At 43.1% G+C, this 24,561-nt stretch carries 15 protein-coding genes; 6 read left to right on the forward strand and 9 right to left on the reverse strand.

What is annotated here, in order from left to right; all coding sequences use genetic code 11:
* Window positions 1-160 precede the first annotated feature (160 nt).
* Entirely contained in the window at window positions 161-1,369 is a 1,209-nt protein-coding gene (locus HMPREF2794_RS18915) for a hexokinase family protein (protein ID WP_070752238.1), read from the forward strand.
* 243 nt (window positions 1,370-1,612) lie between these two features.
* Here the strand turns inward: HMPREF2794_RS18915 and HMPREF2794_RS18920 are convergent, their stop codons facing one another.
* Entirely contained in the window at window positions 1,613-4,555 is a 2,943-nt protein-coding gene (locus HMPREF2794_RS18920; RefSeq protein WP_070752240.1) for a discoidin domain-containing protein, read from the reverse strand.
* A 305-nt stretch (window positions 4,556-4,860) separates the two neighbouring features.
* Between HMPREF2794_RS18920 and HMPREF2794_RS18925 the strand changes: the two genes are divergently transcribed.
* On the forward strand, window positions 4,861-6,174 hold the full coding sequence (locus HMPREF2794_RS18925) for an amino acid kinase family protein (RefSeq protein WP_070752242.1): 1,314 nt from the start codon (window positions 4,861-4,863) through the stop codon (window positions 6,172-6,174).
* Window positions 6,175-6,198: 24 nt separating this feature from the next.
* On the opposite strand, the gene HMPREF2794_RS18930 is transcribed toward HMPREF2794_RS18925, so the two are convergent.
* Window positions 6,199-7,539, reverse strand: a complete 1,341-nt coding sequence (locus tag HMPREF2794_RS18930; protein WP_010535448.1) for a sigma-54-dependent transcriptional regulator — start codon at window positions 7,537-7,539, stop codon at window positions 6,199-6,201.
* Window positions 7,540-7,666: 127 nt separating this feature from the next.
* Here HMPREF2794_RS18930 and HMPREF2794_RS18935 point away from each other — a divergent pair, with 127 nt between their 5' ends.
* A complete protein-coding gene (locus HMPREF2794_RS18935; protein WP_010535449.1) occupies window positions 7,667-10,141 on the forward strand; it encodes an FAD-dependent oxidoreductase in 2,475 nt (824 codons plus the stop codon).
* Window positions 10,142-10,170: 29 nt separating this feature from the next.
* Window positions 10,171-10,536 (forward strand): MarR family transcriptional regulator, encoded by a 366-nt coding sequence (locus HMPREF2794_RS18940; protein WP_010535450.1) that lies wholly within the window; start codon window positions 10,171-10,173, stop codon window positions 10,534-10,536.
* A gap of 138 nt (window positions 10,537-10,674) precedes the next feature.
* Here HMPREF2794_RS18940 and HMPREF2794_RS18945 read toward each other — a convergent pair whose 3' ends face one another.
* On the reverse strand, window positions 10,675-11,979 hold the full coding sequence (locus HMPREF2794_RS18945; protein ID WP_029425028.1) for a S28 family serine protease: 1,305 nt from the start codon (window positions 11,977-11,979) through the stop codon (window positions 10,675-10,677).
* Between the two features lie 133 nt (window positions 11,980-12,112).
* On the opposite strand from HMPREF2794_RS18945, the gene HMPREF2794_RS18950 reads away from it, so the two are divergent.
* Window positions 12,113-12,745 (forward strand): DUF4136 domain-containing protein, encoded by a 633-nt coding sequence (locus tag HMPREF2794_RS18950; RefSeq protein WP_010535452.1) that lies wholly within the window; start codon window positions 12,113-12,115, stop codon window positions 12,743-12,745.
* Window positions 12,746-12,760: 15 nt separating this feature from the next.
* Window positions 12,761-13,387: a porin family protein gene (locus HMPREF2794_RS18955; RefSeq protein ID WP_010535453.1), complete on the forward strand. Its 627-nt coding sequence runs from the start codon at window positions 12,761-12,763 to the stop codon at window positions 13,385-13,387.
* 71 nt (window positions 13,388-13,458) lie between these two features.
* Here HMPREF2794_RS18955 and HMPREF2794_RS18960 read toward each other — a convergent pair whose 3' ends face one another.
* From HMPREF2794_RS18960 to HMPREF2794_RS18985, 6 genes are all read right to left on the reverse strand, one after another.
* Window positions 13,459-16,464, reverse strand: coding sequence for a serine hydrolase domain-containing protein (locus tag HMPREF2794_RS18960; protein WP_010535454.1), 3,006 nt, complete (start codon window positions 16,462-16,464; stop codon window positions 13,459-13,461).
* The gene (locus tag HMPREF2794_RS18965) at window positions 16,461-17,264 is read right to left on the reverse strand and encodes a bifunctional metallophosphatase/5'-nucleotidase (RefSeq protein ID WP_050544892.1); all 804 of its coding nucleotides are present in this window, start codon (window positions 17,262-17,264) and stop codon (window positions 16,461-16,463) included. Before HMPREF2794_RS18965 ends, HMPREF2794_RS18960 begins: the two co-directional genes overlap by 4 nt.
* Before the next feature lie 118 nt (window positions 17,265-17,382).
* Window positions 17,383-18,186: a 5'-nucleotidase C-terminal domain-containing protein gene (locus HMPREF2794_RS18970; protein ID WP_010535456.1), complete on the reverse strand. Its 804-nt coding sequence runs from the start codon at window positions 18,184-18,186 to the stop codon at window positions 17,383-17,385.
* 475 nt (window positions 18,187-18,661) lie between these two features.
* Entirely contained in the window at window positions 18,662-19,759 is a 1,098-nt protein-coding gene (locus HMPREF2794_RS18975; protein ID WP_029425030.1) for an OmpA family protein, read from the reverse strand.
* A gap of 119 nt (window positions 19,760-19,878) precedes the next feature.
* Complete coding sequence (locus tag HMPREF2794_RS29035; protein ID WP_070752244.1) at window positions 19,879-22,779, reverse strand: hypothetical protein; 2,901 nt, start codon at window positions 22,777-22,779, stop codon at window positions 19,879-19,881.
* A 371-nt stretch (window positions 22,780-23,150) separates the two neighbouring features.
* Window positions 23,151-24,092: a tyrosine-type recombinase/integrase gene (locus HMPREF2794_RS18985; protein ID WP_029425032.1), complete on the reverse strand. Its 942-nt coding sequence runs from the start codon at window positions 24,090-24,092 to the stop codon at window positions 23,151-23,153.
* Between the last annotated feature and the right edge of the window lie 469 nt (window positions 24,093-24,561).

The following is a 24,561-nucleotide window of genomic DNA, read 5'->3' on the forward strand; positions in this document are numbered from 1 at the left end:
GATACAAGCAAAAAGTGAGAGCATGGGAGCAAAATCTATACTAAATCAATAGGAGGCTGAATCAGATGCAGCCAAATAAAGATTGAGCATCTCCGAGCAAAATCCACCTCCAGTTGTTATTCAAAGACAAGGATATATTATACAATAAAAAGTCAATGTCATGGAAAAAAACATTTTTAAGTTAGATAATGAACAGCTCAAAGTGATTGCATGCTCATTTCGTGATAAAATAGAAGAAGGGTTAAAGACAGAAAATGCAGAGATACAATGTATTCCGACTTTCATTACTCCCCAAACAAATCATATCAATGGTAAATCACTGGTACTCGACCTGGGAGGAACCAATTATCGAGTGGCAATCGTAGATTTCAATAAAGCAGTCCCTACCGTTCATCCGAATAATGGCTGGAAGAAAGATATGTCAATCATGAAGTCTGCCGGATATACCCGCGAAGAGTTATTCAAAGAACTGGCCGACATGATTGTAGGAATAAAGCGTGAGGAAGAAATACCCATCGGTTATTGTTTTTCCTATCCAGCCGAATCTGTACCGGGTGGAGACGCCAAACTGTTGCGTTGGACCAAAGGGGTAGATATAAAAGAAATGATCGGAGAATTTATCGGAAAACCTTTGCTTGACTATCTGAATGAAAGAAATAAGATCAAGTTTACAGATATCAAAGTACTCAACGATACTATAGCCAGTCTATTCGCCGGTCTCACGGACAGCAGTTACGATGCATACATCGGCCTCATCGTAGGGACAGGAACCAATATGGCAACTTTTATCCCTGCTGATAAAATACAAAAACTAAATCCGGCATACAACGCACAGGGGATGATACCGGTGAATCTGGAATCAGGCAATTTCCATCCACCCTTCCTCACTGCAGTAGATGACACCGTCGATGCAATCTCCGGTAACCCGGGAAAGCAACGCTTTGAGAAAACGGTATCCGGCATGTACTTGGGAGACATTTTGAAAACGGCTTTTCCACTGGAAGAGTTCGAAGAGAAATTCGATGCTCAGAAACTGACTTCCATTATGAACTATCCGGATATATACAAAGATGTATATGTGCAGGTGGCACAATGGATATATGGCAGATCTGCACAATTGGTTGCCGCCTCACTTACAGGACTTGTCATGCTGCTGAAATCGTACAATAAAGACATGCGAAAAGTTTGTCTGGTAGCCGAAGGCAGCCTTTTCTGGAGTGAAAACAGGAAAGATAAAAACTATAACATTCTTGTTATGGAGAAATTAAGGGAACTTTTCAAGCTGTTCAACCTGGAAGATGTCGAAGTGGATATCAAAAGCATGAATAACGCGAACCTGATAGGAACTGGAATTGCAGCATTATCCTAATGCCCCTGGCATCGTTTGCTTCACATCGTATATGCATGTGCTGAAATCGACAGGAAAGTGAGACCGGGACTCGCAATAAGGGGATCAATATGTCTGTATCATTATTTGGGGTACGAATTATGCGGATTAACACGGTTTCCAGTAGTATATATAATCTCTTGGAACTGTGAAATCCGCATAATCTGTGCCCAAATTAGGTCTATTAGCAAGCCAATATTCATTTTGCCCCTTATCTGCCCGGCACTATTTATTATATGGAATAACGCTTAAACGATAATTGTCGTCAGGCAACAATTCCGAATCAAATTCGATTTCAATATCTTTAGACTCACCTTTCAGCAATGTAAAATAATTATCATTCATCAGCGCAGGTAATATACGTTCTCCGTCTGACGAACGGACGGCCTGCACGTGAACAGCAAAAGCGACTGATGGACCTACATTCTTAATCGTAGCTTTTATCACTTTCTTGTCTCCATGATCCGTCCGGTTCACTAGCTGAGATGTCACATTCAGCTTCGCTTTTGATAAAGTATTCAATGCTTTATAGTCGCCCGGCTTGTTGGAACGCCAATAGAAGTTGTCAGAAAGCAGATTTCCATTCGCATCGTTCAATTCCAGTTTTATAAAATGAACCGGAGACAAATCCGTCGGTTTCTTTTTCTTGCCATACAGTTCAAATTCATAGAGTGAATACCCCCACATAGTAGCGCATTTCACTCCCTGCATTTTTACATAGCGAGTACGTACAGGCTTTATCTTTATTTCTTCCAGTCCGCCTTTACAATCTTCATTGGAATAAATTTCCTTCCAATGCGCCGCATCATCAGAGATCAACAGTTTATAGGACTTGGCATGAGCTGCTTCCCAGTTCAACGCAATGGTGGCTACTTCCGCAGGTTCGCCCAAATCTACATAAATCCATTCATCATCACGAGGCTCACTCGCCCAGCGACTGCCGTCACTGGCATCAATAGCGGCCCCGGGCTCACCGGCATCTTTAGAGACGGAAGAAGCAAACGCTTTTTTACCAAAAGCAAGATTGTCCGTAGTAAAATTCAGATGGAAACAATAAGAATCCTTATTGGCAGCTGCATTCAATGTGACATTCTGAGTGTAACGTCCCATTTCTTTCCCATCCAGATTGTAGACTCTGGCGGTTGCTTTCAGTCCCTGCAAATCTTGTAAAGTAGTATTAATAACCTTCACACTATTATCAGCATAGCTCCACTGGATGTGAACAGGTTCGCACGCCTTCTTAATTCCCCAGTAAGCTCCTGTCAGATCATAATAATAATCATAGGTCTGCCACACCAAAGAAGGATAAGCCGACTGTCCCATCCAAGTCAGGATGCCGGATGCATCGTCCCATATATGATGCTGGAAACCTTCGTACATCGCCTTGTTCACTTCTACATTCACCAACTGGGCTTTCCGACAGAAATCTTCGATTCCCTTAGCTTTTCCATAATTATACTCCACCGTAGAGAAATATTTGTCAGGTCCCGCATTACCTCCGGAGTTACCAAAGAAATGTTTATTCCACATTTCATTGCGCGGCCACCAGTTCTTTTCGGGAATAAATTTCTTGAAGCTTTCAAAAGTAGTGAAAACTGCCGTACCAATTTCCGTACGAAGTCCCCACCCTCGGGTGATATTAGCACCATACCCATAAGGAGCTTTCGTAAAATACCAGTTAGGATGAGAATTCATCCAGGGGCCGCTACCGGAAAGCCCATCGCTGTGCGAATTGGCATGGTATGCCCTATCCCCTCCATCGTAAACATTCACATCTTCTTCCAGCCATTTATTGAGTGGGGGTAACGGATAACCCTCATTATCTCCGCACCACACAGCAATGCAGGCGTGATTGCGTAAACGCTTTATCTTTTCAACAGCATTCATATTGAAGGCAAAGACGTCATCAGGGAGATTGGAGTTTGAATTCAGCCAGAAATCATCCCAAACCATGATACCATATTTATCGCAGGCCTGATAAAACTCGTCATCAGTAACAGAACCTATCCAATTCCGTATCATATTGAAATTCATCTCCTGATGAAGCTTCACTTTCAAATCATATTCTTCCCCCCGACAGCGTAACATATATTCACTCATTCCCCAGTTGCCACCTTTAAGATATACAGGTTCACCATTTATTTTGAGATGAAGTATGCCATCCACCATTTCATAACCATATTCCCTTATACCGAATGTAAGCAGCTGTCTGTCTGAGACTTTTCCACCGACAGAGTATGTCAGCTCACACGTATAGAGATTCGGTTCACCGTAGCCGTTAGGCCACCACAAGGCAGGGTTACGGACTACCAGTTGCTTCAATTTCGTGTTATCGAGCAGGAAGTCACGTTGCTTGCCCGCTTCAATTTCCATTTCTTCCGAAAACTCAATGTTACCGGGCCGGATCACTCCTTTCAGTATTCCTTTCTGATCGACCGCTGTATTATTTCTCAGTTCCAGCTGCAGGCTTAAGGTCGCTTCGTCCCTGGAAGGCACCTTCGAACGTATCCATGGATCGATCATGGACACTTCACGGGTCTTAGTCAAATAGACATCATCGGTTATGCCACTTAAAAGTCCCGGTACATAAGGCATCCAGTCCCAGCCTGCACACGAAACGTAAGTAGGGCTTGCATAGTTGGGAACCGGCGTTCCAACCCAATGTACAAGAACGGCCAGTACATTCTTGCCTTCTTTTGACAATAAGTCCGTTACATCAAAGTTTCCTCTGTGCATAAAACCATCAAGCAACCCCAGGCGTGTTCCATTGAAGAATATTTCTCCCTTGCGGTTCACTCCTTCAAAATTCAGCCAGACTTTTTCTCCGGTTTCCACTTTGGGAGAAAGAAATTCTGTGCGATACCAAAAATTGCGGTCGTACTTCGATTTATCTATCGTATACGCATTATCACCAAAATTCGGATCGGGCTCCAACCCTTCCGAAACGTACGAACCGAAAACAGTTCCCGGCACCGTTGCCTTCACCCAGCCTTCCGTATTATACCGGACGGACATAATCAACGAAGGATCGGTAACTTCCGCCTGTGCCTTCACTCTCCAGACAGCCAGATTTCCTTCGCTATTCAATGATATTTTTTCCTTTTGCGCTTGAGACGTGATACTTGATAACAGTAATGTAAGTATCAGTGTAATCTTCCAAATATTCATGCTCTTCTATGATTAATATTTCTTCTTTTACTAATAAACAATTAGTATTAGGACGATTGAACACTCAAATACTACTAAAAAAAGAAAGTTGATTATAGACTCACGAATCCTCTGTATGTGGTATGGTATTAGCAGATTACTTATAGTAAGGAGCTGTCTTAAAAGTACAGGCACCGAAGCTAACAATATGATTGTTAATGATATAATAAGATTCAGAGGAATAGGTTAAGCTTTGCACACCTCTCCTTTTTGAAAAAAGCATATCATTTTGAAAAGAGTAAGAACCCATAAATTATCAGATGACAATGAAAGTTTGCAAATTTGAAAGAATGAATAATGAGGATGAAGTCAAGCAAGTAATCGGTTGCATACAGAAAGAGCATCCTTACGTAGCCGTCATTCCTGTATTGACACAATTGCAGGAATGGTTACAGGCTATTTCCGTCAGTTGGTTTCATGAAGAAGATGAAACGTCTCATACGATAGTTAATGCCATTGAGGAATATTGCCGTACTCTGACCGACCGTCTCATTTCAGACCGGAAACTGAATCAAGACATGAAAGTCCAAATTGAGAAATGCATAGAAAAGATACAGGTCTTGGTGGAAGATAAGGCAGACTTACTGACCGACAAAATAATAAAAGCCGAAGTATACGGACTGTCCAATGAATTATTTGCCTGCTGCCTACGTCAGCAAGGGCTTCGTGCACAAACTCTGGATACCGGAAAGTTCATGCAAATCAACCTCGAAAGGAAACCGGATATTCCATATATCAAGGAGTCTGTTCAACAGTACATCAGCGAAAAACGGGATGCCGATATTTTCATCGCTCCACTTTCCCTCTGTAAAAATGTATATGGCGAAACAGATTTCATGAATGAAAAACGTAACGACTACTACGCCACAGTACTCGCCACCGCATTCGGAGCAGACGAACTGCTCTTATCTACCCAGATCAACCATATCTATGCAAACCGTAACAGCCGGAGAGAACAGCACTCACTGACATATACAGAGGCCGAACAACTGATCAACAGCGGAGTATACTTGCTCTATGCCGACTGCATCAGCTTAGCGGCACATTCCAATATAACTATCCGGCTGACGGACACTCATGACCTGACAACGGAACGGCTTTATATCTCATCCCACGACACGGGCAACAGCGTCAAAGCAATACTTTTTCAGGATTCTGTCACATTTGTACGTTTTACATCATTGAATGTCCTCCCCGGATATTTACTAATGGGCAAATTGCTGGAAGTAATCAACAAATATAAGATCAATGTCATTTCAATGGCATCATCGAATGTATCCATTTCTATGGTGATATCAGCCAGCCCTGACACTTTGCGGATTGTGCAAAAAGAGCTCCACAAGTATGCCGAAATGGTTATTGACGAAAATATGTCTGTGATACATATCATTGGTTCGCTCCATTGGCAGCGTACCCAAGTAGAAAGTCATATAATGAACACTATCAAGGATATCCCCATTTCACAGATTTCTTATGGAGGAAGTGACCAGTGCTTCACCTTATCTGTACATACCACGGATAAAAACAGACTTATCAGTTTGCTGGCCGCCCATTTCTTTGAGAACGAGTTTGCTACCTGACTTCAATCCAGACATCCCACTTTGTCAGATCTTATACTCCTCGATCTTACGATATAAAGTAGTGAGACCTATCTTCAACAAACGGGCAGCTTCGGTCTTATTGCCTTTTGTATATTCCAAAACACGGGCAATGTGCCTTCGCTCCATTGCAGCCAGTTCAAAACTGCCCATGCTATCGTCCGAACATTCATAATGAGTATTCTGAATTTCAAGAGGCAAGTCACACACATCCAGACGTCCACCTTCACAAACAATCAGGCTGCGTTCAATTACGTTCCTCAATTCGCGGATATTGCCCTTCCACGGTTGTTGCTCCAGTGCTTGCAGAAAAGCCGGAGTCATTTCGCTGATTGCATACGACAGTTTTTCAGAAAAGCTCTTGGCAAAAGCAGTAGCAAGGATTCTTATATCACCGGTACGCTCACGGAGAGCCGGAAGATGTACCTGGAATACGGAAAGCCGATAAAATAAATCCTCACGGAAACGTCCCGCTTTGATTTCCTCTGCCAGGTTACGGTTGGTAGCAGCTATGATGCGCACGTTCACCCGGGTAGGTTTCGTATCTCCTATCTTTATATATTCGCCGGTTTCGAGGATACGCAATAACTTGGCTTGCAGTTCAAAAGCCATTTCACCGATTTCATCCAAGAAGATGGTTCCATTATTAGCTTCTTCGAACAGTCCTTTTTTATCTTTCAAAGCTCCAGTGAATGATCCTGCTTTATGCCCGAACATTTCACTCTCCAGCAGTTCCTTGCTAAAAGACGAACAGTTCACGGCAACAAAGTTCTGCTTATTCCGCTTACTATTATAATGTATAGCCTGAGCAAATACTTCTTTTCCGGTTCCCGTCTCCCCGGTCAATAAAACCGGAACATCAGTCACCGATACTTTCTGTGCCAGCATAACAGCCTCTTTCAGTACTTTCGATTCTCCCAGAATGGAATCAAAAGAATATAGCTGGCTGACTTTCTTTTCCAGTTTCTCCAACCGTACATTCATCTTCGCCTTTTCGACGGCACGGCTGATCAAAGGAATGATCTTATTATTATCGTCTCCTTTCGTGATATAATCGAATGCACCGTTTTTGATTGCCTGCACCCCGTCGGGTATATTACCGTGAGCAGTAAGAAGAATAACCTCTACATTCGGGGCTGTCTTTTTAATATTCAAGACCAGGTCGACTCCATTTCCATCGGGAAGAAAGACATCACACAAAGCCACATCCGGCTGTTGAATTTCCAACTGTCTGATAGCTGCCTTGCAATCACCTGCCTGACATACCTCATAGCCCTCCAGTTCGAGCATACGAGCCAATAGGCTACGAATCTGAACCTCATCGTCAATGATAAGAATTTTACTCATAATTAATTTATAAAAAATGAAGAAAGACAAACAGGGTGCGCAAATATAAGTCTTTTTTCTATGATCCGAGAACAATTCTCTCCACTTTATTGTTATTTCCATAGGAAACTATTTACGTGATAAAATTATGAAGATAATTATTATTGGAGGCGTTGCCGGAGGAGCTACCACTGCTGCCCGGATCAGACGCACAAATGAAACAGCTGAAATTATCCTTTTAGAAAAAGGGAAGTATATCTCTTATGCCAATTGTGGGCTGCCCTATTATATAGGAGGTGTGATTGAAGAACGGGAAAAGTTGTTTGTACAAACACCCGAAGCATTTTCTACGCGCTTCCGTGTAGATGTCAGAACTGAAAATGAAGTCATCTTCATCGACCGGAAGAGAAAGACAGTGACAGTGAGACAAAGCAGTGAAGACTCGTACGAAGAAAGCTACGACAAATTACTGATATCAACCGGAGCTTCTCCTGTAAGACCTCCCCTGCCGGGTATCGACCTGAACGGAATCTTCACACTGAGAAACGTTACAGACACAGACCGAATCAAAGAATATATCAACAGCCATGCTCCCCGAAAGGCTGTTGTCATCGGAGCCGGATTTATCGGGCTGGAAATGGCAGAGAACCTGCACGCGCAAGGAGCAAAAGTTTCTATTGTGGAAATGGGAAATCAGGTGATGGCCCCCATCGACTTCTCGATGGCATCTCTTGTACACCAACATTTGATGGACAAAGGAGTGAACCTGTATCTGGAACAGGCTGTGGCATCCTTCGAAAGAGACGGAAAAGAACTGAAAGTGATCTTTAAGAACGGAGAGTCTATCTCTGCCGACATTGTCATCCTTTCCATCGGCGTCCGCCCGGAAACGACATTGGCACGTGCAGCAGAGCTAACAATCGGCGAAGCAGGAGGAATTGCCGTCAACGACTATCTGCAAACTTCGGACGAATCGATTTACGCCATCGGTGACGCAATCGAATTCCGCCATCCGATCACCGGAAAACCGTGGCTTAACTACCTTGCCGGCCCTGCCAACCGTCAGGGGCGAATTGTAGCAGACAATATTCTGGGAGCACACATCCCCTATGAAGGAGCCATCGGGACTTCTATCGCCAAAGTGTTCGATATGACGGTTGCCTCTACCGGCCTCCCCGGCAAGCGATTGCGGCAGGCAGAAATCAATTATATGTCTTCCACCATTCATCCGGCCTCTCACGCAGGATATTATCCGGATGCCATGCCGATGAGTATCAAAATCACTTTCGATCCGAAGACAGGCAAACTGTACGGCGGACAGATTGTCGGCTATGACGGTGTAGACAAACGAATTGACGAAATCGCACTCGTCATCAAGCATGAAGGTACGGTCTATGACCTGATGAAAGTAGAGCAGGCTTATGCTCCTCCATTTTCTTCAGCCAAAGATCCGGTAGCCGTTGCAGGATATGTAGCCGAAAACATCATCACAGGGAAAGTACAACCCGTCTATTGGAGACAGCTAAGGGATATCGAACTGGAAAACAATTTCTTGCTGGATGTACGTACTCACGACGAATTCTCGCTCAACACACTGCCGGGTGCAGTGAACATTCCCCTGGACGAACTACGCGACCGGCTGGACGAACTGCCGAAAGACAAGATGATTTATACATTCTGTGCTGTCGGCCTCAGAGGATATCTTGCCTATCGTATCCTGATACAACATGGATTTGAAAAAGTACGCAACCTTTCCGGAGGATTGAAAACATACCGTGCTGCCACAGCACCTATCATCCTGAGGGAAGATAATGACAACGAAATAAAGGAAGCACCTGCACAGCCGAAGGCAAGCATACAACAGCCAACTCCTACCGTATCGCCTGTCGAAGCCGTGAAAACAATCCGTGTAGATGCCTGCGGACTGCAATGTCCGGGTCCGATTCTGAAAATGAAAAAGACGATGGACACGCTGGCTTCAGGAGACCGGGTAGAAATCACCTCAACCGATCCGGGATTTCCGCGTGATGCCGCCGCATGGTGTAATTCGACAGGAAATCAATTGATCTCCAAAGAGGCGACAGGAGGAAAATCTGTGGTCGTGATAGAAAAAGGCGAACCTAAATCCTGCAACATTGTTACTTCCTGTGAAGGCAAAGGGAAAACTTTTATCATGTTCAGTGATGATTTAGACAAAGCTTTAGCTACCTTTGTACTCGCCAATGGAGCAGCTGCCACCGGACAGAAGGTAACGATCTTTTTCACTTTCTGGGGACTGAATGTTATCAAGAAACTGCACAAGCCGAACGTAGAAAAAGATATCTTCGGAAAAATGTTCGGAATGATGCTGCCTTCCAGCTCCCGAAAACTGAAACTCTCTAAAATGAGCATGGGAGGAATAGGAGGAAAAATGATGCGGTACATCATGAACCGGAAAGGAATTGACTCGCTGGAGTCTTTACGCCAGCAGGCTCTTGAGAACGGTGTAGAATTTATCGCCTGCCAAATGTCTATGGATGTCATGGGAGTAAAACAGGAAGAACTTCTGGATGAAGTGACAATAGGTGGAGTGGCAACATACATGGAACGGGCCGATAATGCAAATATCAATCTGTTTATATAAAAAGAACAAACAAAAAGAACAAGCAGTATATGAAAACAATATGTGTAATGCGCGATGTATTCAAAGCAATGGCAAGATTTGAAGATTCATTTGAAAAAGTATATAAGATATCCTTAAATGAAGCGATGATCCTATGTGCCCTGCAAGAAGCCTCGCCAAAGAATATGACAGCTACAAGCCTGTCTAAACGGACGGAACTGACACCCTCACACGCTTCAAAAATGCTCCGGATTCTGGAAGAAAAAGAACTGATCGTCAGAACTCTCGGAGAAGTAGACCGAAGATTGATGCAATTCCATCTCAGTCAGAACGGTAAAAAGCTAGTCGGAGAATTAGAACTCGAAAAAGTGGAAATACCGGAATTACTGAAACCACTGTTCGAATCGACAGATTAATCAGGCAGTCGGATACTTTAAATATCGACTCGCTAAATAATAAAACGGTGAACCCTCTGTAGTTATGTTACAGGTTGTTCACCGTTTCTTATTTATCCATTACCGCGTATTACTCTTATCGGATATACGCGCGTATCCTTATTCTTCAAGCCATCCTTTAAGAAGTGACATCACTTTTTGTTTCTGATCTTCGGGCATCGTACCGATGCGTGCCAGATGACTGCCTCCCGGCTCTACAAAAACATGAATATTCTTTTTATCCTTCAGCCAAGTCACTCCGGCAGCCGTCCAAGGATCATTCTGGCCATAGATGAAAATCATCTTCGGATCGTTCTTCTTCAGAAACCGTACAATCTGTTTGCTCAGTGTTTTATCGAATTTCATATTCTTCAGGTCTTCCGGCAGCATCAGCCGGCGCAGATAATCCTTACTGGTCTTTATAGAAAGGTAAGGCTTAAAGGGACTGATGTCATATCCATAATACCCTAATTCACGGGCAGCCTGCACGAAGAAAGAAAGAGTCGGACTGTCTGCTATAAAATAAGAAGGGCCGCTGATTGCCAGCAAATGATCCAGAAGTATATCATCAGAAGCGGATATTTCGGGGATACTATGAATGTCCGTTCCCCATTGCCAGATAGAAAAAGAGTATTCCAGCACACAGAAATCGTAAATCTCCTCTAAAGGAGCCCGGAATGTATAGTTCTTTTCAGCACATATTTTTTCAAAACGAGGTAACAAACGGGCCTTTCGTTTCAATACTTCCAACTGGAAATCTTCTATTTTTTTCCTATCGGCTTCCGTACCTGCCCGGCGGAGAAAAGGTTCGTGCCGCCCGTCTTCGCGGGCATAGCAGAGAGGGGCCACATAAGGCACGGAAACATCCACATCATCGGGAAAGAAAGCACGATATAATAAGGAAGTCTGCCCGCCTTTACTGATCCCCGTACTGATCCATTTGCCCGGATACAAGGCCTTGAAGGTTTCCCTCACGGCATGCAAATCTTCGGCAGAATTCGCAGCTGTCAGATATTGCCAGTCGCATGGTTCGGGAGTGGATTCGAGAAAGTAGCGGTGCTCTACAAAGATCATATTCGCATCGAACAAGTCTGAAAGTTCTTCCCGGTAAGTGGGGCGCAGAGCATACGCCGCCCCATATCCTTCGGTAACAATCACTGTGGGACGGTCATAACCGACATGCCCTACAATCACCCGCTGACGGAAACTTCCCTTTTCGGGATGCCGATGATCCAGCGGTTGAGTGAGGTACATTACATACTTTTCGGGGAACCGGCTCGTATCGAGAGACTTTATTCCGCTGACGGAATTATTTTTTTCGATCTTCTGAATAAACGATTCCTGTGCCGACAACGAGATAGGCGCAACTGCGATCAGCAGCACGATAGAGAACCATACGAAAAGAGGCATCCGAATATGTTTCATAAGCATTTGAGTGTTAATTTTCTCGCAAAGATAATCATTTGCACGAACCTTTTTACACATTTCTTGTTGTTTGTAACAAAAGCCCCAAGGTACCAGGGCGTGATTTTTATATAACCTAAACATTATAAAAGATATGAAGAAATTAATTCCTATTTTATTGGCGGTCTTTGCACTCGCTTCTTGCGAAAAAGACCCGGACATGGGTAAGCTGGATGACAACTATCTGGTATACACTAACTACGACAAGCAAGCCAACTTCAAAGACTTCAGCACATTCTACCTGGCTGACAAAATCTTGGTTATCTCTGACAGCAAAGAACCGGAATATCTCGAAGGAGAAGGCGCTGAGCAAATTCTGGCTGCTTATACAGAAAATATGGAAGCAAAAGGTTATCAACCGGCTGCCGATAAAGAAAGTGCCGATCTTGGTATTCAGGTAAGCTACATCGCAAGTACTTATTATTTCACCGGCTACACTCAACCTGAATGGTGGTGGGGATATCCCGGATACTGGGGAGCTAGCTACTGGGGTAACTGGGGTGGATGGTACTACCCGTATGCTGTGACTTACAGTTATAGTACCAACTCATTCATTACAGAAATGGTGAACCTGAAAGCAGATGAAGGTGAAGGCAAAAAACTTCCTGTAATCTGGACAAGCTATCTGACTGGATTTGAAACAGGCTCTAAAGCTATCAACCGCACTCTTGCCATTGAAGCAGTGAACCAATCATTCACTCAGTCACCTTATCTTACTAACAAATAAACAACTACAACTGTTATGAAAACAAGAAAGAATATATATTTCAAGGTAGTGGCGTTAGCAGCCATTGCCATCGCCTTTGCCATGCCGGCTAAGGCACAGCTATCAGACAATGGATATGCTAATATAGACTGGCAGTTCAATGTTCCATTGAGCAACAATTTCGCAGACAAAGCCAGCGGTTGGGGTATGAACTTTGAAGGTGGTTATTTCGTCACTCCCAACTTGGGTCTGGGTCTTTTCCTGAACTATCACAGCAACCATGAATATATTCCTCGTGAAACATTCAAATTGGGTGCAGGTGACGTTACTACCGATCAGCAACACACTATGTTCCAGTTGCCTTTCGGTGCCGCTGCCCGCTACCAGTGGAATCGTGGTGGATCTGTACAACCTTATGTCAGTGCTAAATTAGGTGCTGAATATGCTAAAATCCGTTCCAACTTCAACATGCTGGAAGCCAGAGAAAACAGCTGGGGATTCTACGCTTCTCCTGAAGTAGGTGTCAATGTATTCCCTTGGGTTTACGGACCGGGTCTGCACTTTGCTCTGTACTACAGCTATGGTACCAATAAAGCTGATGTACTGCACTACAGTGTAGACGGACTGAACAACTTCGGTTTCCGCGTAGGTGTTTCATTCTAACCCGAGCAACTACTTGATTTTACATTAATAAGCAAGAGCCCTTCTGTTTCGGCAGAGGGGCTCTTCACTTTTTATTTGTTTTGAATGGCATCATAGATTGCATCCTGTATCTGTTCGCGAATCTCCAGACGGCTTAATTTCCGGTTCGTAACATCCGGATAAATCCGGTTGCTCAGAAATACATATACCAATCTATTATCAGGGTCTACCCAGGCACACGTCCCGGTAAATCCAGTATGACCATATACTTTCGCCGGTGCATGCGTTCCGCAAGGACTCTTTTCCTGATTACGGGTATCCGGCTTGTCAAATCCAAGCCCGCGACGACTGATTTTAGAGACTTCCGCTGTAAATAGCTGACAGGTTTCTTTGCTCAAATAACGCTGCCCGTTCAGTTCACCACCATTCAGTAACATCTGGTAGACTTGTGCCACTTCACGTGCATTCGAGAATAATCCGGCATTTCCCGAGACTCCACCCTGAAAGGCAGCCGCCTCATCGTGCACAAATCCCTGAAGCGTAGTCTTACGCAAGAAGCGATCGACAGAAGAGGGAACGATTTCCGACTTCGGGAAACGGCGCAAAGGCAGATAACCCGTACGTTCCAGCCCCATCGGTTCGTAAAATTCACGTTGTAAGTAAGCATCCATCGGCATGCCTGCAAGCTTCTCCACCAAAAGCCGCAGCAGAATAAAACCTACATCACTATATCGATATGTCTTTGGCTTCATCGGAGCGTCTACAATCTTCTTCTCCATTTCCTTGAAGAAAGAAGGATTCAGCCACAGACTATCACAGATTTGCAAGGTGTAATCTCCGGTTTTAACCTTTGAAACATATTCCTTTTTAAATGCAAAATTAGGATTCACCCATGTGGAAGTTCCCAACTGCAACGGATGCCGTGCATCTTTACGGGACATGAACAGTCTGCCTTCATAACTATCTTCATCGATGGCTTCCCGATAGAAAGCAATTCCGGGCGGTAAACCGGACTGATGATAAAGGAGTTCCTGAATGGTGATATCTTTCTTGTTAGTTCGCTGAAGGAAAGGAAGATAGTCTGCAATCTTGTCTGTCAGGTTAAAGCGTCCCTTATCATAAAGCTTCATTAAAGCAAGCACCGTGCCTGTAGTCTTGGAGAGCGAGGCCAGATCGTAAATGTCAGTCGGCTGTACACGTGCACTTCCCGTTCCGGTGTGAGTGCCGAACGATTTGTCTACCATCACGTGACCATCTTTCATCACAATCACCTGACAACCGGGATAGGCTCCCTGACGCACTCCGTCCAAAGCAATAGAATCAATCCGTTGCAGGGCGACAGATGAAAGTCCATGTTCCTCCGGGATAAAGTGCAAAGGAGTTTTCGGAGTAATCGTTATACCGTCTCCTGCCTGAAAGAGTTCTCCGAGACTGGCTGATAATTTTCCATCTGCCGAGGCTTTGGCAAATAAGACATCCGCTACTTGTTTCTGTACATCTTCATTCGGGCTATGTCCCAGCACCACCGCCGAAGCACGGGCAACCGCACGCTGTATCTGCAACATCATTTTCCCCTGCGTAAAGAAAGCATAGATCACCGGAGTGTCAGTAGTAAACTTGCTGAAGAACGGCTGATAGGGTGATAGTTTCTGCTCGCTTACCGCTACAATAATCCGTTTATATGCAGCCAATGAATCCCTTAGCCGTTGGTTTGTTTCTTCTGTCATGCCGGGACGAAGACGGAAACGCGACAAAGAAGTATATTTTGACAACTGTTCCGCCAGGGCATCAGTTTCGCCTGCGTCACCGACTTCAAGCAATGCCATCGCTTCTTTTTTGTCCGCATGCAAAGGAAGAACATGATTTTCATTATTCAGCACAGTAATCGCAGCCAGATTCAACCGGCGGATTAAATCACGCGTCTGGGGAGTGTTAATCCGTTGTCCCAGCCCGGAGAGCTGAATAAAAGGTTTCTTTTTTAATCCCAGCACGTATTTATAGGTCAGCACCTTGCGACATTTTTCTTCAATATCTTCCCGTGTCAGTTCACCTTTGTCGATAGCTTCGAGTACAGCGGCTATCTCCTCCTTCAGATTACGGGGAGCCAGCACCATGTCATTCCCCGCCTTCAGTGCCTGCAGACTGACATTTCCATTGCCCGAAACACCTTTCATGGCAAGTGCATCCGTGAAGATCAGTCCTTTGAAAGCAAACTCTTCTGTCAGCAAATCATAAACGATATTACGGGACAGAGAAGAAGGAAGCCCGCCTACCGGCTCGATAACCGGCACTTGCAAGTGTCCGACCATCATACCACTCAGTCCGGCACGAATGGCTTCTTTAAAAGGATGAAGTTCTACACTGTCCAGCCGTTCACGAGTGAAAGGAAGTACCGGAAGAGCCTTATGCGAGTCTACATCCGTATCCCCGTGTCCGGGGAAGTGCTTACATACCGAAAGCACGCCGCCACTTTCCAGACCGGAAGCATAAGCTACCACTTTATCCGCTACCCGCACAGGGTCTTCACCGAAGGATCGGGTATTGATCACCGGATTCTTGGGGTTGATATTTACATCCGCTACCGGAGCAAAATTAACTTGTACCCCGAGTTGAGCGCATTGACGAGCCATCTCACGCCCGTATTCATAGATCAATTTATTGTCCTGAATACATCCGAGTACCATATTTCGAGGGAAAACGGGTGTGCCACGCAAACGCATTGCCAGCCCCCATTCTCCATCAAAAGTTATCATTAACGGTAGCTTAGCCATGCGTTGAGCCTGATTCGTCAGTTCCGCCTGAGTCTGCATCTTCCCACCGGAGAATAACAGCCCTCCGACTTTGTAGGTATCGACGGCATCCTTCAGAAGTAATTGGTTACGCTTGGTGTCTACCGGAGCAATCGTATATATAAATAGCTGACCGACTTTCTCTTTAAGAGTCAGCTTATTCATGATGGAGTCTACCCATTGATGACAACGGACATCTTGTTTAGCTTTATAAAGAAGTAAAGGTTCTACAGGAGTATCTGCCCCTTCTCCCTTGGCCTTGACAGGAAGAAGTAGCAGAATAACCAGTATATATGTCAATAATCTCATTTTTTATTCAAGGTCAAGTCCAGTCGTCCAACATAAATTCCATTCTTTCCAGTGTGCATAACGGGGACATTCTTCCCGTCTATATTCAGGTAATTTTTTGGGCCTTCCATAAAGGTATGTGAGTGACCGCCCAAAATGACATCAATATTACGGGTGTTGGCTACTAACTTCTCATCCATCTGGATGCCCAGATGTGACAGACATACAATAACATCACATCCTTCTTCTTTCAGTTGCTCAGCTATTTCATTGGATACGGCAATCGGGTCTTGATAGATTACTCCTTCGCACTTATTAGCTTGTATTAATCCTTCCGGTTTCGCACCCAATCCAAAAACTCCGACCTTCAATCCGAAACGTTCCAAAATGACGTAAGGCTTTACTAAGTCCTTAAGCACGGTAGCGTCAAGATCATAGTTGGCACATACTACCGGAAACTTGGCTAATTTAAACAGACGAGCCATGTTGTCCAGACCGAAGTCAAACTCATGGTTACCGATTGTCATCGCATCGTATCCCATTTCATTCATCAGGTTGACTTCTACTTCACCCTTGAACATATTGTAATAAGGAGTACCTTGAGAGATATCGCCACAGTCGAATAGCAGTACATCCGGATTTTCTTTGCGGAACTGTTGCAGGAAAGTGGCCCGGCGGACAAACCCGCCCTGACCATAATTCCGGTCACCTTCCTGAGTCATAGGTTCAATCCGGCTGTGCACATCACTGGTTTGCAGTATGATTATCTTTTTTGTTTCTTGAGCGATTGCCAATGCAGGAATTAAAAAAAGGAAAAGCATCAGCCGTTTTCCGGTTCTTCCTTTGAATATGTTCAAAATAGAAGTTATATGATTATGAGTTGTCATAGAATACTAAAATTTCATTGTAAGCCTTCGTTATTTATTCTCTTTTATTTCTTTATTTCTGGTCAGATGCCGGCACAACGGTGATACGTCCATCCAGTTTAGAGGTGATCTTTTTGCCCGCTGCCGTTTGTTGTCTTACATAATCGAGAAAGAGTCCGCGCAATGTCATTCCGTCCGGACACTCACGTTTATCAGCATTTGCCAAGGGAGTGAGTCCGTCGTTTCCATCCGCCAGATAGTCTATTGTAGCTACGGTATAGTCTTTATCATCTTCTATTTCTTTTCCCTGTACAATCGCTTTCAGTAGTTTTCCATCCTTGGTTATTTCCAGGTGTGCTCCGCTCAGTCCTTCGCCACGCAAAGAAGCTATTACTTCCATCAGTCTTTTCATTTCCGTACCCTTCATTGTCAGTACACAGAGAGAATTTTCAAAAGGAAGTATTTCAAAAACAGCATCGACCGTGATGTCACCTTGTGGGAGAATGTTACGCAAGCCTCCCATATTCATGATTCCGATATCTGCGGAATGCTTCAGTACACGATCTGCAGAAAGTCGCAACACCTCGGCTACCAAATTAGAAAGTAAGCTCTCCGGACGTCCTTTGTCCATCGTCGCCTCGCTGACGCCAATCACCTCATACATCATTTCATCTATTTTTTCTTTATAAGGTTTCAGTATGGCAGCAGCCTTTTCATCGGGATGAGTATCCCAAATTGAATCTATGCAAATCCGGGTTCCTTCTATTTGGGCAACTTCATAATTTGCCTGAACTTCACGGGGAGATTGGCAGGAAGTGAATAGGAATAGTCCTGTCAGAATGACTCCCGAAGTAAACTTTACGTAATTTCGTTTCATCTTCTTTCTTTTGTTTATGCTACAAATGTACATTTTATATTTTAAAGTCATGCGGAAGAAGAAGAAACTTATAGCAAGTTTAGTCCTATTTCAAGGAGAATTAGCTGCAAAATGCACTTAAAAATGTTAATTGAAAGTATTCTGAGGCAGAGTTGATTTAATTAAAAAAAGGACGTTCCCAGGGAAAAAGGGGAAATTAGGAACGTCCCTTGAATAGAGTTATCGAAAAGTCCGGCCTTTCGCAAGTGCAGACCTTTCCTCTTTTCACTAAAATAAACTAAGGACTATAGTGGGGAAATCCTTAGTGGGAAAAACGATTATCCGCTTCTTCACAGAAGCCGTATAATCGAAAAGTAGTCGCATTCGGCATTAGAGTGTCATTGATGTTTTGCATCACCAAAAACACCTTCATACCGATGAAGCAACCTATTTTCTTCGAAATATCTTCTTTATAATATCTTGTTCGTATCTCTGTTTATTCAGCGATGCAGATACTCACGCGGTTTTCTTCTGGTGTTTTGTAAGGCTGAACCGTGTCACCTTTCGAATCAACAATGATTCTATCAACGGTTACTCCTTTCGCTTTCAGAGCGTCTGCAACATTAGCTGCACGTTTTTCAGACAAAGTTTTATTAATTTTAGAATTACCAGTATTAACATCTGCATAGCCAATCACTTTTACTTTTGCTGACGGATTCTTCTGCAAATACTCTACCAGCATTTCAATCTTAGACTTCTGATCTTCTTGAATACGTGCAGAGTTCAAGGCAAAAAAGATATCCTGTTTCATTGGCTGTGCCACAACAACTTCTTTCTTGGGTTGTGGCTGTTCTACCACAGGTGCAGGTTTCGGTTGTTCCACTGCCACGGGCTCTGTTTCGTAATATACAGGTTTAGTTTCTGTATAGCCTTTTCCGAATTTAATATTCAAACCTACTAAAGCATTAAACTGCCAGTCAGCATTTCCTGCTTTCTTAGAGTTGAACTTGTCAGAGAGGACATTGGCGTTACCTTCGATGTTGATCGACAAGCGGTCGTTCAGCCGTAAATTACACCCCAATCCCATGCGTCCGGCAACGAGAAACTTTCCGTCTTGCCAGAGATATTCCATCTCATAAGTCCGTGTATCCAATGCATTCGCTTCATCGTTATCAAAACCACGGTTTAGCCCTCCTCCAAGAAAGACATAACCATTGAATACACGTTTAGGATTGAAACCACAAAACAGTGCACTAAGGTCAGAAACGATGTCGATGTTACCTTGCAAATATTTGTACTGGTAATCCTGTTGTGGAGAAACCCAGCCTCCTTTTGCCTGCCATCCACTGACGCCAACACGTGCCCGCCATGCCGGAGCAAACTGATAACCCACGTTGAGTGCTGCTGCCGGAGACATAAGATCACTAAACTTAGCTTCGCCAAGTGTATGAGCAGCACCTACTTGTACTTGCATAAGCCAATGAGGTCTGAACTCAGTTTTACCTGCTTCTTTTATTCTTTGTTCCTGTGCAAAAATAACTGTATTGCTTAATAGTAAAGCGAATACAGGCATCCACAATTTCTTTATGTTCATGCTTATCTTTCCTTTCTAATATGATATTGCATTAACTTTATTAAAGAAGGGTATCCTTCTTTTGAAAAAGATACCCTTCTTATCTTTGTCGATATTGCTATCGTGACAGATCGTATAGATTAGTCGTGAGTCGGAGTAATTGTTAATGTTACTGTGCTGGTTACTTCACCAAAAGTGTATTTAACCGTTACAGGAATAAACAGTTTGAATGGTGCGTTTATAGTAAACTTACCGTTTGCATAAACAAGATCACCGTATGTTATATCATTACCCGATTTCTTAAGATCGCATGCATAATCAATTGACATGTTAGGTGCAACGTCCTTCAACAGTTTTGGTGCAGCTTCACTTGCATTCAGTGTTGTCATGATCTTATCCTTATCAATTGAAATTGCAGTAGCACCCTCAATTCCATAATAAGTGTAGAAATCAATAGGTTCAACAGCAAATGCTTCGCCTCTCCAGTCAGTCAAACCAAGCAGTTTGCTCATATCGATCTTAGCAGTTCCTGTAGTTGCATCCTTCAGTTCAGCAGACTTCAAGTCAACCACGTTGATAGGACGCAAGAACTTCACATCAAATTTGTTACCAGTCAATGGCAAGATTTCATCACATTCATTAGTTACTACAATTTCAATGCCTGCAGTGAACGGATCCACGTTGTAAGCAGACTTATTCAGCAATGTCTGTGCATTCTTGTCAACCTTATTGTAAGTAATAATACCTTTAGCATCAATTGTAGCAATCTTAGTTGCAGCAGCACCATTCTTGCTAGCATTCAATTGAGTACCGTTAGCAGTTACAGTGAATGTGTACTTATCAGTTCCAATAGTTACGACATTAGCTCCTGAGAAGATAAACTTCGCAGTCAACTTATCCTTCGCAAATGATGGGAAGTTTGTATCATTAACATCAGAAACAACTACCTTACGACCTTCAAATACATCAAACAGATCGAGCTTGAAGTCTGTTACCGCAGTAGTAACCGGCTCTTTCACATCAGCCTTTACATAAGACTTATCTGCTGACCAAGCTTGAGTTATCTTCTGATCATTCTTAATCACACCATTAGGCATTGCAATGCCTGCTTTCATCGTTATTGTAATATCTCCGCGAGTGCCGTCTACAGATTCGTAAGTTACATTAGCGAACATTTCAGCCTTCGAAGCTTTTACAAGAGCCAAAGCCTGTGCCGGAGTTACAACCCAATTCAATACATTAGTGGCAGTAGCCGGATCATCTTTAATTTCTTTTACTACACCAGTACTTCCTGTTCCAAGAACGATATTACCTGAACCGTCAACTTTCAATTTATAAGCATTATGGAACTCAGTTTTATTTAACTTCGCTTTAGCATAAACATCATTCATGTCAATGTAGGACAATGATTTGTCGAACTTATCACAACCGTAGTAATAAGTACCCTTATTAAACTCTACTGGGAAACCATCTGTTGTACCCTTCACAATTTTCGTCTTGATCCATCCTACAGCTACCACCTGATTAGTAGCAATATCTACTAATTCCACACGTAACAGCGGTTCGCGATTTTCTGTAGCTTCTGAATCTTGTCCTTTATATTCAGGATTGATAGTACCTAATGCAGCGTCTGCAGCATTGAAGAATGTATTCTGCTCTGTTTCGTTGTTAGCACCTCCAATGTAGTTAGAAGGAGTAAAGACATACTTCAAGCCATAGTCTTCCACATTCTCCATCTTTATCAATTCAGTACCACCATTTTCCTTATAATAAGTAGTGATCAACTTAGCCAATTCTAGTTTACCATCAGTAGCTACAGTATAATCTTCTGCTGCAGTGATGGCTTCTTCTGCTTTACCCGCTAAAGCATTAGGAGTAGTACCAGTACGCGGCGTGGTCTGTCCATACAGAACCTTATTGTCAGTACCAACCAAAGTTTTCAAGACAAAATCTTTCATAACTACTCTGTATACGCTAGCATAATCAGAAGTAATCACTTTAGCTTCTTCACCACCAATTGCCTTAGTCTTAGCCTGCAAAGCATACACAGCTACCTTACCCGAATTCATTGCTGGTATTTTTTCTGCATCCGCATCCATTGCTACCTTAAGATAACGCTGTCCGTCCTTTTCAGTCTCAACTTTTGATTTTGCTTTGTTAGCAATCGGATTCATCTCAGCTGCACGAGATACAGGATAATAATCTTTATCAGCTGAAAGGAACGCCAATGTTTCAATCTGATCCATTGAGGCACTTGCCGGGTTCATGTGATAATATGCCCAAATCTGCGGAGTAATATAAGACTCCGTATCAGCAACCTTATAGATTTCACCTGTTTCTGTAGGAGCATCATATTTCTGAGCATTCCACTTATTATAAGTAAGATTGCTGGCTTTCAATGAAGGAATGCCTCCAACAAAACAGCTAGGCGCAAAGGTCAATCCCTTCAAGGGAACAGCATCAACAATAGAAAACGTACCATTAACAGGCTTACCGTCTTCAATGGTAGTAATCGTATAACCAGTAACAACACCTTCCGCATTTTTTATAGCTACGATAGAGCTTGTAGGAGTAGGTGTGGCAGGTATAGTAACACCTGTTTTCTTACCATTATATAAAACTTCGCCCTTGTCATTCATTGTCAGTTTTGCAGGGTCGAACTCTTCATACGTTGGTATTACTGGATCATCAGGGAAAGTGATATTGCCGGAACTTACTTCTGTTCCGTTCTTCTTCAAGATAACTTTTCCCTCTTTTGTGACCTCAAGAGAGTACTCAGGCATTTCCTTTGGCATCGGAATAGTGTATTCTTTGGTATCTGCACCAACCACAGTCAACTTACCTGTAACCGGATCGTAAACCACAGACTTCACATAGCCTCCCACTTGAGCTTGCAATTCCGAGAGAGTTTTTTCAATTCCATCGACTCTGGCATTTACCGCGTCAATGTCATCATCGTAGTCTTTACAACCTACGAACGATGCACCGGTAGCAAGCGCCAACGCTCCGAAAAACATCACTCTAATAAATTTTTTCTTCATAACTACTTAAAAATTACATTAATAATATATTATTAAACACTAAGTTCAAATAATACCTGCCCGTTACTTCTTAGGTAACGGGATAACGCATTTTCCCACTCCGTCAGAGGCGTCTGCGGGCTATTTTCAATAAATAAGTTATGATATTTTTAACCCCTGCTTTTGAGAGGCGGCAGAGGGGAGGGAAATCTTTTGCAAAAATTAGAGAGCAAGGCGTGTGCTTCACAAAAAATCCGCGGTTTTGTCCGATGTGTTTCCTTTTTTTAGTAGTTTATTAGAAATAATATCTTTTTTGTTTGCATGTTTTCCAAAATATGTCCATATTTGCAGCGTGTTTTCTTGCCGTTACCTAAGAAGTAACACCATATTAATCAGCAGCTTATCTTCAAAAACGTTTTTCTAAAGGGAGAGAAAACCGTTGCATTAGCCTCATCAATTTTCTTATTCTTAAAAGGTTTCAGATAAGTCTCTGTTACTGTGATGGATGAATGTCCCATAGCTTCCGAAATGATACCGGGATGCACTTCACTATAATATGCCATCGTAGCCCATGTATGACGGGCAGTATATGAACTTAAGTCAGCAGTCAGTCCTAACACTCCTTTCAGAATCACCAGTTGGCTATTGAAATAACGAAGGGCCTGCTGATATTCCCGATATGCTTCTTCTGTTCCTTCCTTGCTGGCGATCAGTGAAAAAAGATAAGGAGAGGCAGGATCAGTATTCATGTATTGCCTGATCAGTTTCATAGCTTCGGGCAGAAGAGTTACGGTCAGCATTCTGCCGGTCTTTCTTCGGCGGTAAGTCAGGACATTCCCTTCTATGTCACGTTTCTTTAGATAAGCAAGGTCCACGAATGGAATGCCACGAAGCATAAACATTAATAAAAACAGAGCACGTGCACGTTGCAAGTCCCTTGTTCTCAAACGGAGTTGGTTCGGAAATCTTGCCATCAATCGTTCCATATCCTCTTTATCCAGTGCACGCTTCCTGTCAGCTTTCGTTCCGGTATAAACATAACGAAAATGATGAGGTACATAAACCGCTAAATGCCGGTCAACTGCCCGATTATACACTGCACGCAATGTACGCATATAGGTGGAAACTGTATTCCAGCTACAATCTCTTCCACGCAAATACGTTTCAAAATTCTTAAGAAACTCCTGAGTTACTTTCCGAAAAGGAAGATTCTCGCTTCCATGGAATGAAATGACGGCTCTCATACTACTTCTGTAAATATGAGCGGTCCCATAATTCCCACTTTCCCGCAGCCCATTAGCTACGTTTTTCATAAATGAAATTAAATTCCCCATTTTATACGAATTTAAATGATACTTAAAAGGCTGTTTTAAGAAGAAAACGTTTCCCTTTCCCACGTTTCTTCCATAACACCTTTTCTTTCTATTTCCCTAAATCTTGAAAGACAAAGATAGGGATATATTTGTTCAAAATCCCAGAGTACTATTAACCGTGTGACATTTTTGCAGATATCTTAAGTTTTATACAGGGAAAATAAAAAAGGGACGTTCCCAGGGAAAAAGGGGAAATTAGGAACGTCCCTTGAATAGAGTTATCGAAAAGTCCGGCCTTTCGCAAGTGCAGACCTTTCCTCTTTTCACTAAAATAAACTAAGGACTATAGTGGGGAAATCCTTAGTGGGGAAAACGACTATCAATCGCTTCACAGAGACAGATAACCGCAAAGAAGTCGCATCCGGTACTTACTGTACCGAGGAAGCAACCTGTTCTGTAAGCATTCGATAAACTCCCCCTTTCATTCTAA

Origin of the sequence: Bacteroides sp. HMSC067B03 (assembly GCF_001811315.1) — a bacterium.
Taxonomy (GTDB): Bacteria; Bacteroidota; Bacteroidia; order Bacteroidales; family Bacteroidaceae; genus Bacteroides; species Bacteroides faecis.

What these genes read in the sequence shown, in the direction of transcription:
- HMPREF2794_RS18915 (WP_070752238.1), top strand. Translation starts at nt 161, where the DNA reads ATGGAAAAAAACATTTTTAAGTTAGATAATGAACAGCTCAAAGTGATT.
- HMPREF2794_RS18920 (WP_070752240.1), bottom strand. Translation starts at nt 4,555, where the DNA reads ATGAATATTTGGAAGATTACACTGATACTTACATTACTGTTATCAAGT.
- HMPREF2794_RS18925 (WP_070752242.1), top strand. Translation starts at nt 4,861, where the DNA reads ATGAAAGTTTGCAAATTTGAAAGAATGAATAATGAGGATGAAGTCAAG.
- HMPREF2794_RS18930 (WP_010535448.1), bottom strand. Translation starts at nt 7,539, where the DNA reads ATGAGTAAAATTCTTATCATTGACGATGAGGTTCAGATTCGTAGCCTA.
- HMPREF2794_RS18935 (WP_010535449.1), top strand. Translation starts at nt 7,667, where the DNA reads ATGAAGATAATTATTATTGGAGGCGTTGCCGGAGGAGCTACCACTGCT.
- HMPREF2794_RS18940 (WP_010535450.1), top strand. Translation starts at nt 10,171, where the DNA reads ATGAAAACAATATGTGTAATGCGCGATGTATTCAAAGCAATGGCAAGA.
- HMPREF2794_RS18945 (WP_029425028.1), bottom strand. Translation starts at nt 11,979, where the DNA reads ATGAAACATATTCGGATGCCTCTTTTCGTATGGTTCTCTATCGTGCTG.
- HMPREF2794_RS18950 (WP_010535452.1), top strand. Translation starts at nt 12,113, where the DNA reads ATGAAGAAATTAATTCCTATTTTATTGGCGGTCTTTGCACTCGCTTCT.
- HMPREF2794_RS18955 (WP_010535453.1), top strand. Translation starts at nt 12,761, where the DNA reads ATGAAAACAAGAAAGAATATATATTTCAAGGTAGTGGCGTTAGCAGCC.
- HMPREF2794_RS18960 (WP_010535454.1), bottom strand. Translation starts at nt 16,464, where the DNA reads ATGAGATTATTGACATATATACTGGTTATTCTGCTACTTCTTCCTGTC.
- HMPREF2794_RS18965 (WP_050544892.1), bottom strand. Translation starts at nt 17,264, where the DNA reads ATGCTTTTCCTTTTTTTAATTCCTGCATTGGCAATCGCTCAAGAAACA.
- HMPREF2794_RS18970 (WP_010535456.1), bottom strand. Translation starts at nt 18,186, where the DNA reads ATGAAACGAAATTACGTAAAGTTTACTTCGGGAGTCATTCTGACAGGA.
- HMPREF2794_RS18975 (WP_029425030.1), bottom strand. Translation starts at nt 19,759, where the DNA reads ATGAACATAAAGAAATTGTGGATGCCTGTATTCGCTTTACTATTAAGC.
- HMPREF2794_RS29035 (WP_070752244.1), bottom strand. Translation starts at nt 22,779, where the DNA reads ATGAAGAAAAAATTTATTAGAGTGATGTTTTTCGGAGCGTTGGCGCTT.
- HMPREF2794_RS18985 (WP_029425032.1), bottom strand. Translation starts at nt 24,092, where the DNA reads ATGGGGAATTTAATTTCATTTATGAAAAACGTAGCTAATGGGCTGCGG.